We start from the raw sequence: 14,347 nt of genomic DNA, 5'->3' as shown, positions 1-14,347 counted from the left end.
GGAATACCACAGTGGAAGCACTGCATCAGAAGATTCGCGAAGAAGGCATCGTGCTTTCCGATCAGGTTCTCAAAGTCGACGCGTTTCTCAACCACCAGATCGACCCTGCGCTGATGCAACTGATCGGTGACGAGTTCGCCCGCCTGTTCGCCGACGCCGGTGTGACCAAGATCGTCACCATCGAAGCCTCGGGCATTGCCCCGGCGGTGATGGCCGGCCTGAAGCTGGGCGTGCCGGTGATCTTTGCTCGCAAGCACCAGTCGCTGACCCTGACCGAAAACCTGCTGACTGCCTCGGTGTATTCCTTCACCAAGCAGACCGAGAGCACCGTGGCCATCTCGCCGCGCCACCTCAACAGCAGTGACCGCGTGCTGGTGATTGATGACTTCCTGGCCAACGGCAAGGCGTCGCAAGCGCTGATCTCGATCATCAAGCAGGCCGGCGCCACCGTGGCGGGCCTGGGCATCGTGATCGAGAAGTCGTTCCAGGGCGGCCGTGCCGAGCTGGACAGCCAGGGCTACCGCGTTGAATCGCTGGCCCGGGTGAAGTCGCTGGAAGGTGGTGTGGTCACTTTCATCGAGTAATCGCGGCGCCTGCTTCGCGGGCACGCCCGCTCCCACAGGGATATCACAGTATTCAAAACCAGTGGTATCCCTGTGGGAGCGGGCGTGCCCGCGAATGGCCGCAACTCTCTTTATCTGGTCGCCGCCAACCCCGCCAGCAACAGCCGCTGATAAAGTTCTTCCTTCAACCCCTGCGGAGCATCCAGCCCCATCCGCTCCAGATGCCGCTCATACCCCTCCGGCCCTGGCGCATCCAGCGCTGCCTTGCCCAGTTCCAGCACCTCGCTGAGCTTGAACTTGCTCTTCAACCAGTTCAACGCCCGCAACAAGTCCCGTTCTTCAGCCGTAAAGTCCGTCCCCATCGGATACTCCGGGAATAGCCGTGCATGCTGCGCCCTGACTGCCTCCAGCCGCTGCGGCGTATTGTCGGTAAAACGCGCATCCAGCTGAAAATCCCTGGCCAGCTTCCCAGCGCGCTTGGCCTGCTCGATCAGCCCCTGCTGGAACCGTGAATCACAAACAGCCAACAACCGCGCAATCACCTCGCTGTCGGTCTGCCCACGCAAATCAGCAATGCCGTATTCCGTCACCACGATATCGCGAAGGTGCCGGGGGATTGTGCAGTGGCCATAGGTCCAGAACAGGTTTGAGGTCACTTCCCCGCCCGCCTCACGCCAGCTGCGCAACAGCAGGATCGAACGCCCGCCCTCCAGCGCATGGCCCTGGGCAACAAAGTTGTACTGCCCGCCCACGCCGCTAAGCACCCGGCCGTCTTCCAGCTGGTCGGCCACCCCGGCACCCAGCAGGGTCATGCCGAACGCAGTGTTGATGAAGCGCGCATCGCGACGCTGGCGGCGCTTGATTTCCTCCTGCCCGTACAGCTCGTTTATAAAACTGATGCGGGTCATGACGAACTGCGCGCGCTGTTCCAGCGGCATGTCGCGCAGGCGCTGGTAAAACGCCTGCGGGCCGAGGAAGAAGCCGCCATGCAACAACGCGCCCTGCTCGTCCGCCGGGCGTCGCAGCAACCCGGCTTCGGCCAGCACCAACAAGCCATTGACGAACATCTCGCTGCAGCCGTACAGGCCTTGGGCGAAGGTATCCAGGCCCCCTTCCCGCTCGATCAGCGCCTGCCATGGGCCGACACCGAGCGCGTCGAGTACCGCACGGTAGCCCGCGTTGTCGCCTTGGCGCGCCAGCAATGCCGCGGCGACCGCATCGCCCATGGCACCAATACCAATCTGCAACGTGCCACCGTCGCGCACCAGGCTGCTGGCGTGCAGGCCGATGCAGTGGTCCTGGATGCCGACCGGCATGTTCGGCGTGGAGAACAGCCGGCGTTGCTCGGCTTCATCGAGCAGCAGGTCGAAGGCATCGATGGGCAGCTCAGCATCGCCTGGCATGTACGGCAGCTCGGCATGCACCTGGCCGAGCATGAGGATCGTTTCGCCAGCCGCACGACGCTTGGCGATCATCGGCAAAAGGTCGAGCGTGATATCCGGGTTGCAGGCCAGGCTGAGGTGGACGGGTTTCTCGGGGGTCGCGGCTACGAGCTGGGCAATCAGGTTCAAACCCTTTGCGTTGATATCACGTGCGGCATGGCTGTAGTTGCTGCTGACATAGTCCTGCTGGGCCGATTCGCTGTGCAACAGGCTGCCGGGCTGCATGAAGAACTGCTCGACGCGGATGTTGGGCGGTAGGTTGTCGTTGCGCAGGTCGGCGAGGTAGGTGAGTTCTTCGTAGTCGGCGAACACGCGCTCGATGAAGGGTTCGAGAAAGCGCCGTTGCAGGCCATCGCCCAGTGGTGGGCGGCCGAGGGACAGGGCCGTGTAGATGGTCAGCTGCCGTTCGGGCAGCTCGCGCACACGGGCGTAGAGGGCGTTGACGAAGGCATTGGGCTTGCCCAGGCCCAGCGGCAGGCCCATGTGGATGTGGGCTGGCAGGCGGGTCAGGACTTGCTCGATAGCCTGGTCTATGGAGCAGAGGTGCATGGGGCCTCCTGAGACATCCGTGGGTTCAGGGGTTGGACATGGGCCTGGAGTATTTGGTTGCCTGTACCGGCCTCTTCGCGGGCTCGCCCGCTCCCACAGGTATTTCACAGGGCTAAGGGCGGTGGTGATCCTGTGGGAGCGGGCGAGCCCGCGAAAGGGCCAGTACAGGCGCCACAAAAACAAAGCCCGCCATCAATGGCGGGCCTCATGCAATTCAGCTGCGGCTCACAGCCCGGACATTTTCTTGATCGCCCCTTTCAGGTCGTCATCCGAGCAGTCTGCGCAGGTGCCCTTCGGCGGCATGGCGTTGATGCCGGTAATGGCCTTGGCCAGGATGCCGTCCAGGCCGCCCTGGTGGTCGGCGCGCTCTTTCCACGCGTCTTTATCGCCAATTTTCGGTGCGCCGAGCAGGCCGCTGCCATGGCATGCGTTACAGTGCTTGGCGATGATCTCGTCCGGCGTTTTCGCGCCCCCGCCACCGGCACTTGCAACCACTTCCATGCCTTTGCATTCCTGGCCCTGGACGCACACCTGGCCAACCGGCTCCAGGCGCTTGGCGATGTCGTCATTGGTCGCAGCGGTTGCGCTCATTGCCCAGAGGGCGAATACGGCTGCTGGTACGGCCAGCATCTTCTTGATTTGGTTCACGCGAACACCCTCATGGTGGCTAATCACGCTCGCGGCCACGGAACGGCGAGCGTTGAAAAGTATAGCGGGAACCCAGAGGCCGTGAAACGACCCTACAAGCGAAAGGGGTATTGCCGAATCAATGCACTGCGCTGGATCAAAAGTTTGAAGGCGTGGCCGCACTGATCAGGCGGGCGGGCTGGTTGAACGGGTTGCGAAAGCGGTGCGGGCGCGTGCTTTCGAAGTAGTAACTGTCGCCTTCTTCGAGGATGAAGATCTCGTTACCGACCACCAGCTCCAGGCGACCTTCCAGCAGGATGCCGGTTTCTTCACCGTCGTGGGTAAGCATCTCGGCACCGGTGTCGGCACCTGGCGGGTACACCTCGGTGAGAAACGCGATGGCACGGTTGGGGTGCGACTTGCCAACCAGCTTCATGGTCACCGCACCGTCCGAGATATCAATCAGCTCGTGAGCCTTGTAAACGATTTGCGCAGGGCTTTCAGCCTCCAGCTCCACCGAAAAGAACTCGACCATGGACATGGGAATGCCGCTCAGCACCTTGCGCAGCGAGCTGATCGACGGGCTCACACTGTTCTTCTCGATCATCGAGATGGTGCTGTTGGTCACCCCGGCACGCTTGGCGAGTTCACGCTGGGACAGGCCCTTGAGCTTGCGGATGGCTTGCAGTCGTTCGCCGACGTCCAAAGCTGGAGCCTCCTGAAACGGTGGAAAGGGGGGTGGATGTGAACGATATCATGGCAATGCCGTTCAGTATTTACAACACACCGCCCTTCAACCTGTCCGCTTCAGCGTGTCATTCGCCGATGTAGTCCCGCGGTACGCGCTTCAGGTTGCAGAAGATCTGGTACGGAATGGTGCCAGCGTGCGCGGCCACTTCGCTGGCCAGCACCTGCTTGCCCCACAGCTCCACCGGGCTGCCGACAGTGGCATGCGGCACGTCGGTGAGGTCGATGCTGAGCATGTCCATCGATACACGGCCAATCAGCTGGGTGCGCTGGCCGGCGACCAGCACCGGGGTGCCGTTGGGCGCCTGACGCGGGTAACCATCTGCATAGCCCATGGCGACCACGCCTACGCGGGTTGGCCGCGGGCTGACGAACTTGGCGCCGTAACCCACCGGCTCGCCGGCAGGCAGCTCGCGTACGCTGATGACTCGCGATTGCAGGGTCATGACCGGTTGCAAGCGTTCGGCCTGGGCCTGGGCCACTTCGAACGGCGATGCGCCGTACAGCATCAGGCCTGGGCGCACCCAGTCGCCAGCCGCTTGTGGCCAGCCCAGCACGCCGGGCGAGTTGCGCAGGCTGCACTCGGCGGCCAAGCCCTGGCGGGCGGCCTCGAACACGGCGATCTGCTGGGCGGTGGCGTCGGCATCCAGTTCGTCGGCGCGGGCAAAGTGGCTCATCAATACGATGCGCGCCACCTTGCCGCTGGCCAGCAGGCGCTGGTAGGCATCGTGATAATCCTTGGGGTGCAGGCCGACGCGGTGCATGCCGCTGTCGAGCTTCAACCAGACGGTGAGCGGCTTGTGTACATGGGTCTTTTCAATCGCTTCCAGCTGCCACAGCGAATGCACCACGCACCACAGGTCGTGCCCGGCGATCAGCGCCAGTTCGCTGGCTTCGAAAAAGCCTTCCAGCAGCAACACCGGGGCCTTGATACCGGCGGCGCGCAGCTCCAGCGCCTCTTCGATGCAGGCTACGGCAAAGCCGTTGGCTTCGGCCTCCAGGGCCAGGGCGCAGCGCACAGCACCATGGCCATAGGCGTCGGCCTTGATCACGGCGAGGGCTTTGGCACCGGTCAGTTCACGGGCCAGACGGTAGTTGTGGCGCAGGGCCTGGAGGTCGATCAGGGCGCGGGCGGGACGCATGGCGGCTGCCTTATGGTGGTTCGGGTTGAAATCGGTGTGGGATTCTTCGCGGGCTTGCCCGCTCCCACAGGTACTGCACAACTTTCAACAGCTGTGGTGTTCCTGTGGGAGCGGGCGAGCCCGCGAAAGGGCCAGCACAGGCTATTACTGCTGGTGAGCCGGCGCAGTCTGCCCGTGCTTGGCCACTTCCGGGCTGTTGCCATACCGGGAAATGTCCAGGCCTTCGGCGCTGATCTGCGGCTTCTTGCGCGCAATCAGGTCAGCCAGCAGGCGGCCGGAGCCACACGCCATGGTCCAGCCCAAAGTACCGTGACCGGTGTTCAGGAACAGGTTGCGGAACTTAGTGGCACCCACGATCGGCGTACCGTCCGGGGTTGCCGGGCGCAAGCCGGTCCAGAAGCTGGCCTGGCTCAGGTCACCGCCGCGAGGATAAAGGTCGTTGACGATCATCTCCAGCGTTTCGCGCCGGCGCGGGTTCAGCGACAGGTCAAAACCGGCAATTTCAGCCATGCCGCCTACACGGATGCGGTTGTCGAAACGGGTGATCGCAACCTTGTAGGTTTCGTCGAGAATGGTCGAGGTCGGGGCCATGTCGCCGTTGGTAATCGGCACGGTCAGCGAGTAGCCTTTCAACGGATACACCGGGGCCTTGATGCCCAGCGGCTTAAGCATCTGTGGCGAATAGCTGCCCAGCGCCAGCACGTAGCGGTCGGCGGTTTCCAGCTTGCCGTCGATCCACACACCATTGATGCGGTCACCAGCGAAGTCCAGGCGCTGGATGTCCTGGCCGAAACGGAATTCCACGCCCAGCTTCAGCGCCATGTCGGCAAGTTTGGTGGTGAACAGCTGGCAATCGCCAGTTTGATCGTTAGGCAAGCGCAGGGCGCCAGCCAGGATGTCTTTCACGCCAGCCAGGGCCGGTTCGACGCGGGCAATGCCATCACGGTCGAGCAGCTCGTAAGGCACGCCGGACTGTTCGAGTACGGCAATGTCCTTGGCCGCAGCATCTACCTGGGCCTGGGTACGGAACAGCTGGGTAGTACCCAGGCTGCGGTTTTCGTAGTTGATGCCGGTTTCGGCGCGCAGTTCGTCGAGGCAGTCACGGCTGTACTCGGACAGGCGCACCATGCGCTCCTTGTTCACCGCGTAACGGCTGGCAGTGCAGTTGCGCAGCATCTGTGCCATCCACAGGTACTGGTCAACGTCGCCGGTGAGTTTGATGGCCAGCGGGGCGTGGCGCTCCAGCAGCCATTTGACGGCCTTCAGTGGCACGCCTGGGGCGGCCCAGGGCGAGGCATAGCCGGGCGAGATCTGACCGGCGTTGGCAAAACTGGTTTCCATGGCCACCGCTGGCTGGCGGTCGACCACCGTGACTTCGAAACCTTGCCGGGCCAGGTAGTAGGCACTGGCGGTTCCGATTACGCCGCTACCAAGTACCAGAACTCGCATCGTTATATCCCTCACACGCGGCACGCCGCAGACTTTTATTGAAATGGCATGAATGGGCGCAGTATAGGAATTTGAGACCAGTGCAATTCACTATATAAAAGCCTATTATTGGCGAGAATTCTCGGCAAAATCGCCTTTCACGGAGGGGCATCCCCTATGAGAACCCAGCACCAGAGTAAGCGTGAACTGGACAAGATCGACCGCAACATCCTGCGTATCCTGCAGAATGACGGGCGTATTTCCTTCACCGAACTGGGCGAGAAAGTTGGGCTGTCCACCACCCCTTGCACCGAGCGGGTTCGCCGCCTGGAGCGCGAGGGCATCATCATGGGCTATAACGCCCGCCTGAACCCGCAGCACCTCAAGGGCAGCCTGCTGGTGTTCGTGGAAATCAGCCTGGACTACAAGTCGGGCGACACCTTCGAAGAGTTCCGCCGTGCGGTGCTGAAGCTGCCCCACGTGCTGGAATGCCACCTGGTTTCAGGTGACTTCGACTACCTGGTGAAAGCGCGTATTTCCGAGATGGCCTCGTACCGAAAGCTGCTTGGCGACATCCTGCTGAAGCTGCCGCACGTGCGCGAATCGAAGAGCTACATCGTGATGGAGGAGGTGAAGGAGAGCCTTTGCCTACCGATCCCGGACTGAAGCTAGACCAGCACCTGGCGGGTGGTGGCAATGAACTGGTGCACCAGCTGCTCGGCAGCAGGGTCGATCATCGGTTCAGGGCCACGGCCGCGTGGGCAAGCCATGCGCGGCGTGGTGCCGAACAGGCGGCAGATCATCGGGCGTTCTTCGTAGACCGTACAGCCGTTGGGGCCCAGGTGCACACAATCCAGGTTCTCCAGGGCGGCGTCCTGCTCGGCCTGGGACTTGCGTGGCAGGCGGGCCATTTCTTCCGCCGAGGTGGTGACCGGGCCGCAGCAATCGTGGCAGCCGGGCTCGCACTCGAACGAGGGGATGAGTTCGCGCAGGAACTGGATCTTGTGGCGGTTGCAGGACATGGCTGAATACAAATTTGGAAACCAGCCCGAATTATAGGCTTACGCGCTCTTTGTAGGAGCGGCCTTGTGTCGCGAAAGGGGTGCGTAGCGCCCCCAAATTTTTAGCTTCGCCGCAGATATTGCCGGGGGCCGCTACGCGGCCCTGTCGCGACGCAAGGCCGCTCCTACAGGTGACCGCGTTAACCAGGCCAGGCGGTTGCCCACCCCAAAGGCCCGGCTTATCCTCCTCCCCTAGCCCACCAGCCTCAGGACCGAGCCCATGATCCACAGCGCGCAGCACGTCGCCTCCTACTACGCCGCCAGCAGCGCGCCTCACCCCGACTACTCCTTCCTGCAAGGCGAACACAGCGCCGATGTATGCATCGTCGGCGGCGGCTACTCGGGCTTGAACACCGCCATCGAACTGGCCGAACGCGGCTTCTCGGTCATCCTGCTGGAAGCCCGCAAACTGGGCTGGGGCGCCAGTGGCCGCAATGGCGGGCAGTTGATCCGCGGCGTCGGCCATGGGCTTGAACAGTTCCTGCCGGTGATCGGCGAGGACGGTGTGCGCAGCCTGAAGCTGATGGGCCTGGAGGCCGTGCAGATCGTGCGCGAGCGGGTCGAAAAGCACGCCATCGCCTGTGACCTGACCTGGGGCTACTGCGACCTGGCCAACAAACCCGCCGAATTGCAGGGTTTTGCCGAAGACGCCGAAGAACTGCGTAGCCTGGGCTACGCGCATGAACTGCGTTTGGTCGGCAAGGATGATATCCACAGCGTGGTCGGTGCCGACTGCTATGTGGGCGGGCTGGTCGACATGGGCTCCGGCCACCTGCACCCACTTAACCTCGCCCTGGGTGAAGCCGCCGTCGCCGCGCGGCTGGGGGTGAAGCTCTTCGAGCAGTCCGAAGTCACGCGCATCGACTACGGCCCTGAAGTACAGGTGCATACCGCCCAAGGCCAGGTACGTGCGAAAACCCTGGTGCTTTGCTGCAACGCCTACCTCAACGGCCTCAACCGCGAGCTGGGCGGCAAGGTGCTGCCGGCCGGTAGCTACATCATTGCCACCGAGCCGCTGGGCGAAGAACGCGCTCGCGCGGTATTGCCGCAGAACATGGCGGTGTGTGACCAGCGCGTGGCGCTGGATTACTACCGCCTGTCCGCCGACCACCGCCTGCTGTTCGGCGGTGCCTGCCATTACTCGGGCCGCGACCCCAAGGACATTGCTGCCTACATGCGGCCGAAGATGCTCAAGGTGTTCCCGGAACTGGCCGACGTGCGAATCGACTACCAGTGGGGTGGCATGATCGGCATCGGCGCCAACCGCTTGCCACAGGTCGGCCGCCTGGCCAGCCAGCCGAACGTGTATTACGCCCAGGCCTATTCGGGCCACGGGCTCAACGCCACCCATTTGGCGGCGCGTCTGCTGGGCGAAGCCATCAGCGGCCAGGAAAGCGGGCGCTTCGACCTGTTCGCCAAGGTGCCGCATATCACCTTCCCCGGCGGCAAGCACCTGCGCTCGCCGCTGCTGGCGTTGGGGATGCTCTGGCATCGTCTGAAAGAGCTGGTCTGAACCACCGCGCCCGCCCTGTGGGAGCGGGCATGCCCGCGAACACCGGCAAAGCCGGTGCCAGCCACCGCATCGCCTGTTTCGCGGGCACGCCCGCTCCCACAGTGACCGTACAGGCTTCAAAACCGGGGTGAGCTTCAGTCCTTCCAGAAGGGTTTCTGCCCTTCTGTACGCGCCTGCTCCCAGCTCAACCCTACATCGCGCAACTCGTCATTGGTCAACTGCAGCAGCGCCCTGCGGGTGTGCCAGCGATGCAGCATCAGCCCCCAACGCCCCAGCCCCGCCGGCGCATTGAAAACCTTGGTCTGATGCCCGGCGTCCAGTTCTTTGGCCATCAGTTGCAAACGCACATCGCTCATGCCACCCATCACTGCTATCTCCCACTCAGTTGATACCGTGGAGAAAGCATGCGCGTCGGCAACACCGGCAATACAGATCCAATACAGCCTTTTTATTCCCATACAGAATTGGCTGAAGATCGACTGAATGCTGTATTTTCAACTGAACTGTACCGGTCGCTATGCCAATGCAGCGCAGGAGTATGCCGTGACCCTCTACCTGAACCTCGCTGAACTGCTTGGCGCCCGCATCGAACAGGGCCTGTACCGCCCCGGCCAACGCCTGCCATCGGTACGCGCCCTTAGCATGGAGCACGGTGTCAGCCTGAGCACCGTGCAGCAGGCCTACCGCATGCTGGAAGACAGCGGCATGGTCTCGCCACGGCCCAAGTCCGGCTACTTCGTCAGCGACCACCGCCTCCTCCCGGCGCTGCCCGCCGTCAGCCGCCCGGCCCAGCGCCCGGTGGATATCTCGCAATGGGAGCAAGTGCTGGAGCTGGTACGCAGCACCCCGCGCAAGGACGTGGTCCAACTCGGCCGCGGTATGCCCGACATCGATAGCCCTACCCTCAAGCCGTTGCTACGCAGCCTCGCTCAGTTGAGCCGGCGGCAGGATATGCCAGGCCTGTATTACGACAACATTCACGGCAACCTGGCCCTGCGTGAGCAGGTTGCGCGCCTGATGCTCGACTCTGGCTGCCGCCTGAGCCCGGCAGATCTGGTCGTAACCACCGGCTGCCACGAGGCGCTGTCGTGCAGCATTCGTGCGGTATGCGAGCCAGGCGACATCGTCGCGGTCGACTCCCCCAGCTTCCACGGTGCCATGCAAACCCTGAAGGGCCTGGGCATGAAGGCGCTGGAAATCCCCACCGACCCGGTGACCGGCATCAGCCTGGAGGCACTGGAGCTGGCCTTGGAGCAGTGGCCTATCAAGCTCATCCAGATCACCCCCAGCTGCAATAACCCGCTTGGCTACATCATGCCCGAGGCGCGCAAGAAGGCCCTGCTGAGCCTCGCACAGCGCTACGACGTGGCGATTCTGGAGGACGATGTGTACGGCGACCTGGCCTATACCTACCCGCGTCCGCGTACGGTCAAGTCGTTCGACGACGATGGTCGCGTGCTGTTCTGCAGTTCGTTTTCCAAAACCCTCGCCCCCGGCCTGCGGGTAGGCTGGGTGGCGCCCGGGCGCTACCTGGAGCGGGTGCTGCACATGAAATACATCAGCACCGGCAGCACCGCCTGCCAGCCGCAGTTGGCCATCGCCGACTTCATCGCCGCGGGGCACTACCAACCCCACGTGCGGCGCATGCGCAGCCAGTACCAACGTGGCCGAGACCTGATGAGCGAATGGGTAACCCGCTACTTTCCACCGGGCACCCGGGTCAGCCGCCCCCAGGGTGGCTTCATGTTGTGGGTGGAATTACCCGAACATTTCGATACGCTGCGCCTGAATCGGGCTTTACTGGAGCAAGGCGTACAGGTTGCCGTGGGCAGCATCTTCTCGGCCTCGGGCAAGTTTCGGCACTGCCTGCGCATGAATTTCGCCGCGCGGCCGACGCCGCAGATCGAGGCCGCCGTGCGCAAGGTTGGTGAAACCGCCCTTCGTCTACTGGATGAAGAAAGCGCCGACGCGTAACTTTGCGCCGCCTGCCACGGTCGAACCACTAAAGCCCTTGCTGCACAGGACGATCCACCTTTGAGACCCCAGCGAGCCTTGCCTCTGCTGCTGGTGCTGCTGCTCGGCCTCACAGGCTGCGCCAGCGTCAGTGCGCCCCGCGAAACCAGCCAGGCACTGCCCGCCAATGACTCGGCCTTTGGCCGCTCGGTGCTGCGTCAGGCTGCCCCTTACGGCGGCCGCTCCGGCTTTCGCCTGTTGCCCAACAGCAACGAGGCCTTTCGCGCCCGTGCCGAGCTGATCCGCAACGCCCAGGCGAGCATCGACCTGCAGTACTACATCGTCCACGACGGCCTCAGCACCCGCGCCCTGGTGCACGAATTGCTGCGCGCCGCCGACCGTGGCGTACGTGTGCGCATCCTGCTCGACGACACCACCAGCGACGGCCTGGATACCATCATGGGTACCCTCGACGCGCACCCGAACATCCAGATCCGTGTGTTCAACCCGCTGCACCTGGGCCGCAGCACAGGCGTAACGCGCGCCGTGGGCCGGTTGTTCAACCTGTCGCGCCAGCACCGGCGCATGCACAACAAGCTGTTTCTGGTGGACAACAGCATGGCGATCGTCGGCGGGCGCAACCTTGGCGACGAGTATTTCGATGCCGAACCCAACCTCAACTTCACCGATATCGACCTGCTGGGCGTTGGCCCGGTGGCTGAACAACTGGGGCACAGTTTCGACCAGTACTGGAACAGCGCCCTCAGCCGGCCGATTACCGACTTTCTCTGGCGTGACCCGAATGCCGACGACCTGCGTGCCAGCCGCCATCGCCTGGAAGTGTCGCTGGCCGAAGCCAGGACCCAGCGCAAGGCCCTGTACGACCGCCTGATGGCCTACCAGTCGCAGCCACGCCTGGATGTGTGGCGCAATGAGCTGATCTGGGCGCACGCCCAGGCGTTGTGGGATGCACCAAGCAAGGTATTGGCCGACGATGAGCCAGACCCGCAACTGCTGCTAAGCCAGCAACTGGCGCCGGACCTGGCCAACGTGCACCGCGAGTTGATCCTGATGTCGGCCTACTTCGTGCCGGGCGAGCCGGGCCTGCTTTACCTCACCGGCCGCGCCGACGCCGGTGCGTCGGTGAGGCTGCTGACCAACTCGCTGGAGGCCACCGACGTGCCCGCGGTGCATGGTGGCTATGCGCCCTATCGGCGGGCCTTGCTTGAGCATGGCGTGCAGCTGTTCGAATTGCGCCGCCAACCGGGCGCGCCGGTGCACACACGCCTCAGCCTGCACGGCAGCAGCTCGGATTCGAGCCTGCACACCAAGGCGATCGTGTTCGACCGGCGCAAAACCTTCATCGGCTCGTTCAACTTCGACCCACGCTCAGTGCTGTGGAACACCGAGGTCGGGGTGCTGGTGGACAGCCCGGAGCTGGCCGAATACACCCGTGAACTGGCCCAGCAGGGTATGGCGCCTGCATTGAGTTACCAGGTGAAACTGGTGGGTGACAAACTGGTATGGGCGACCGAAGACAATGGGCAGCGGCACGTGCTGACTTCCGAGCCGGGTGGGATGTGGCGCAGGTTCAATGCCTGGATCAGCAAGGCGGTTGGCTTGGAGAAGATGTTGTAGCGGCAATTTTGGGGCTGCTCTGCAGCCCATCGCGACACAAGGCCGCTCCTACAAGGATCGCGCACCCCTGTAGGAGCGGCCTTGCGTCGCGATGGGCCGCAAAGCGGCCCCAATATCGATCAGGCGGACACAGCCTCGAAGGCCCCGCGCCGCTGGGTCAACACCACCAACCCCGCAGCCCCTGCAGCCATCAGCAACAGCAACGCATGCCCACTGATCCACTGGCTCCCGGCCCCTGCCAACAACGGCCCGAGCAGGCAACCAATACCCCACAGTTGCGCCACATGGGCATTGGCCCGCACCAGCTCGTCATCGCGGTAGCGCTCGCCGATCAACACCAGCGACAAGGTAAACAGGCCGCCAGCACTCGCCCCGAACAACACCCACAACGGCCAGATTACCGGCGTATGCAGTAACAGCGGAATCGCCAGGCTGGACACCAGCAGCGTCACTGCACAACCGGTGAACAACGCCTTGCGCGACATATGGTCGGCCAGCGCACCGATGGGCAGCTGCAACACAGCATCGCCGACCACCACGGTACTGACCATGAACAGGGCGATTTCCGTGGTAAAGCCTTGCTGCAGGCAATACACCGGCAGCAGGGTAAGGATCATTGCCTCGAACGAGGCAAACAGGGCAATCGCCCAGGCAATCACCGGTAACCTTCGGCAGAAGGCAAACAGGTCGCGGAAGGTAACGCTGCAGGCTTCGGTACTCGGTGCCCCACCACGCCCCAGCAGCACCAGCGGCGCGAGCAGCAACAGGCCGGTCGCGGCCCAGAAACCGAAGTCGTCATCGGAACCGAGAAAGCCCAGCACCAGCGGCCCCGCCAGCTGGCTCAACGCGTAGCTGCTGCCGTACAGCGCCACCAGGCGGCCACGCCATTGCTCGACCACCAGTTGGTTGATCCAGCTTTCGCCGAGGATGAATACCACGGTCAGGGACATGCCTATCATCAGCCGCAACAGCAGCCACAGGGGATAACTGGGCAGCAGCGCAACCAGGCCGATCGACAGTGCCCCGCCCCACAGGCAAATGCGCATGGCCGAGGGCACGCCGACCCAACCGGCCAGGCGGCTGGCCAGGCTGGCACCGGCCAGCACACCCAGCGCAGGCATCGCGGCCATTACGCCGATGGCGAAACTGCCGTAGCCCCAGGCTTCCAGGCGCAGGGATACCAGCGGCATGCTCACACCCAGCGCCAGCCCGACACTGAGCACCGATGCCAGTACGGCGAAGTATGTACCCCAACGCATTGCAGCCTCCCAGGCCAAGAATTTTCCATGGCCCATTCGCGGGTAAACCCGCTCCCACAGGTACAACACCACTCTTCAGAGCGGTGTTGTACCTGTGGGAGCGGGTTTACCCGCGAAAAGGCCCTAGCAGATTACAGCTTGATCCAGGTCGCCTTCAGCTCAGTGTACTTCTCCAGTGCATGCAGCGACTTGTCACGGCCGTTGCCCGACTGCTTGAAGCCACCGAACGGCGCGGTCATGTCGCCGCCGTCGTACTGGTTGACCCAGACGCTGCCCGCGCGCACGGCACGGGCGGTCTTGTGGGCCTTGGAAATGTCCGACGTCCAGATACCAGCGGCCAGGCCATACGGCGTGTCGTTGGCAATGGCGATGGCTTCTTCGGCGGTGTCGAAGGCGATCACCGACAGCACTGGGCCGAAGATCTC

14 protein-coding genes are annotated in these 14,347 nt (G+C 63.3%); 5 read left to right on the top strand and 9 right to left on the bottom strand.

Annotated elements, in window-relative coordinates; genetic code table 11:
- Positions 1–11: 11 nt before the first annotated feature.
- Positions 12–584, top strand: coding sequence for a xanthine phosphoribosyltransferase (locus ACQKPZ_RS13935; protein WP_427538941.1), 573 nt, complete (start codon positions 12–14; stop codon positions 582–584).
- Positions 585–694: 110 nt separating this feature from the next.
- Here ACQKPZ_RS13935 and ACQKPZ_RS13930 read toward each other — a convergent pair whose 3' ends face one another.
- From ACQKPZ_RS13930 to dadA, 5 genes are all read right to left on the bottom strand, one after another.
- A complete protein-coding gene (locus ACQKPZ_RS13930) occupies positions 695–2,554 on the bottom strand; it encodes an acetyl-CoA hydrolase/transferase C-terminal domain-containing protein (RefSeq protein ID WP_427538938.1) in 1,860 nt (619 codons plus the stop codon).
- Positions 2,555–2,779: 225 nt separating this feature from the next.
- On the bottom strand, positions 2,780–3,184 hold the full coding sequence (locus tag ACQKPZ_RS13925; protein ID WP_427539104.1) for a c-type cytochrome: 405 nt from the start codon (positions 3,182–3,184) through the stop codon (positions 2,780–2,782).
- Between the two features lie 154 nt (positions 3,185–3,338).
- The gene (locus ACQKPZ_RS13920; protein ID WP_391130767.1) at positions 3,339–3,887 is read right to left on the bottom strand and encodes a cupin domain-containing protein; all 549 of its coding nucleotides are present in this window, start codon (positions 3,885–3,887) and stop codon (positions 3,339–3,341) included.
- Positions 3,888–3,996: 109 nt separating this feature from the next.
- A complete protein-coding gene (alr, locus tag ACQKPZ_RS13915; protein ID WP_427538935.1) occupies positions 3,997–5,070 on the bottom strand; it encodes an alanine racemase in 1,074 nt (357 codons plus the stop codon).
- A 144-nt stretch (positions 5,071–5,214) separates the two neighbouring features.
- Entirely contained in the window at positions 5,215–6,519 is a 1,305-nt protein-coding gene (gene dadA / locus ACQKPZ_RS13910) for a D-amino acid dehydrogenase (protein WP_427538932.1), read from the bottom strand.
- A 156-nt stretch (positions 6,520–6,675) separates the two neighbouring features.
- Here dadA and dadR point away from each other — a divergent pair, with 156 nt between their 5' ends.
- Positions 6,676–7,164, top strand: coding sequence for a transcriptional regulator DadR (gene dadR, locus ACQKPZ_RS13905; RefSeq protein WP_003258963.1), 489 nt, complete (start codon positions 6,676–6,678; stop codon positions 7,162–7,164).
- Between the two features lie 2 nt (positions 7,165–7,166).
- Here the strand turns inward: dadR and ACQKPZ_RS13900 are convergent, their stop codons facing one another.
- Positions 7,167–7,520 (bottom strand): YkgJ family cysteine cluster protein, encoded by a 354-nt coding sequence (locus tag ACQKPZ_RS13900; RefSeq protein ID WP_427538929.1) that lies wholly within the window; start codon positions 7,518–7,520, stop codon positions 7,167–7,169.
- A gap of 259 nt (positions 7,521–7,779) precedes the next feature.
- Between ACQKPZ_RS13900 and ACQKPZ_RS13895 the strand changes: the two genes are divergently transcribed.
- On the top strand, positions 7,780–9,072 hold the full coding sequence (locus ACQKPZ_RS13895; RefSeq protein ID WP_427538926.1) for an NAD(P)/FAD-dependent oxidoreductase: 1,293 nt from the start codon (positions 7,780–7,782) through the stop codon (positions 9,070–9,072).
- Between the two features lie 134 nt (positions 9,073–9,206).
- On the opposite strand, the gene ACQKPZ_RS13890 is transcribed toward ACQKPZ_RS13895, so the two are convergent.
- Positions 9,207–9,437 carry a DUF1127 domain-containing protein gene (locus ACQKPZ_RS13890; protein WP_427538923.1) on the bottom strand — a complete coding sequence of 77 codons (231 nt, stop codon included), beginning with the start codon at positions 9,435–9,437 and terminating at the stop codon, positions 9,207–9,209.
- A 178-nt stretch (positions 9,438–9,615) separates the two neighbouring features.
- Between ACQKPZ_RS13890 and ACQKPZ_RS13885 the strand changes: the two genes are divergently transcribed.
- On the top strand, positions 9,616–11,046 hold the full coding sequence (locus tag ACQKPZ_RS13885; protein WP_427539101.1) for a PLP-dependent aminotransferase family protein: 1,431 nt from the start codon (positions 9,616–9,618) through the stop codon (positions 11,044–11,046).
- Between the two features lie 60 nt (positions 11,047–11,106).
- Entirely contained in the window at positions 11,107–12,663 is a 1,557-nt protein-coding gene (locus tag ACQKPZ_RS13880) for a phospholipase D family protein (RefSeq protein WP_427538921.1), read from the top strand.
- Between the two features lie 119 nt (positions 12,664–12,782).
- Here the strand turns inward: ACQKPZ_RS13880 and ACQKPZ_RS13875 are convergent, their stop codons facing one another.
- Together ACQKPZ_RS13875 and ACQKPZ_RS13870 are read right to left on the bottom strand one after the other, a co-directional pair.
- On the bottom strand, positions 12,783–13,922 hold the full coding sequence (locus ACQKPZ_RS13875; RefSeq protein WP_391130788.1) for an MFS transporter: 1,140 nt from the start codon (positions 13,920–13,922) through the stop codon (positions 12,783–12,785).
- Positions 13,923–14,053: 131 nt separating this feature from the next.
- On the bottom strand, positions 14,054–14,347 hold a 294-nt coding region (locus tag ACQKPZ_RS13870; RefSeq protein WP_427538918.1), incomplete at its 5' end, for an aldehyde dehydrogenase family protein.

The sequence above is a fragment of the Pseudomonas sp. NPDC089547 genome, from assembly GCF_050280665.1.
In the GTDB taxonomy this organism is placed as follows: domain Bacteria; phylum Pseudomonadota; class Gammaproteobacteria; order Pseudomonadales; family Pseudomonadaceae; genus Aquipseudomonas.
The sequence above is the reverse complement of the archived record's forward strand: the minus strand, read 5'-3'. Positions and strand labels throughout refer to the sequence as shown.

Excerpts from the sequence above, each read along its gene's own strand:
- ACQKPZ_RS13930 (WP_427538938.1), bottom strand. The coding sequence starts at position 2,554 with ATGCACCTCTGCTCCATAGACCAGGCTATCGAGCAAGTCCTGACCCGC.
- ACQKPZ_RS13925 (WP_427539104.1), bottom strand. The coding sequence starts at position 3,184 with ATGCTGGCCGTACCAGCAGCCGTATTCGCCCTCTGGGCAATGAGCGCA.
- alr (WP_427538935.1), bottom strand. The coding sequence starts at position 5,070 with ATGCGTCCCGCCCGCGCCCTGATCGACCTCCAGGCCCTGCGCCACAAC.
- dadA (WP_427538932.1), bottom strand. The coding sequence starts at position 6,519 with ATGCGAGTTCTGGTACTTGGTAGCGGCGTAATCGGAACCGCCAGTGCC.
- dadR (WP_003258963.1), top strand. The coding sequence starts at position 6,676 with ATGAGAACCCAGCACCAGAGTAAGCGTGAACTGGACAAGATCGACCGC.
- ACQKPZ_RS13900 (WP_427538929.1), bottom strand. The coding sequence starts at position 7,520 with ATGTCCTGCAACCGCCACAAGATCCAGTTCCTGCGCGAACTCATCCCC.
- ACQKPZ_RS13895 (WP_427538926.1), top strand. The coding sequence starts at position 7,780 with ATGATCCACAGCGCGCAGCACGTCGCCTCCTACTACGCCGCCAGCAGC.
- ACQKPZ_RS13890 (WP_427538923.1), bottom strand. The coding sequence starts at position 9,437 with ATGGGTGGCATGAGCGATGTGCGTTTGCAACTGATGGCCAAAGAACTG.
- ACQKPZ_RS13875 (WP_391130788.1), bottom strand. The coding sequence starts at position 13,922 with ATGCGTTGGGGTACATACTTCGCCGTACTGGCATCGGTGCTCAGTGTC.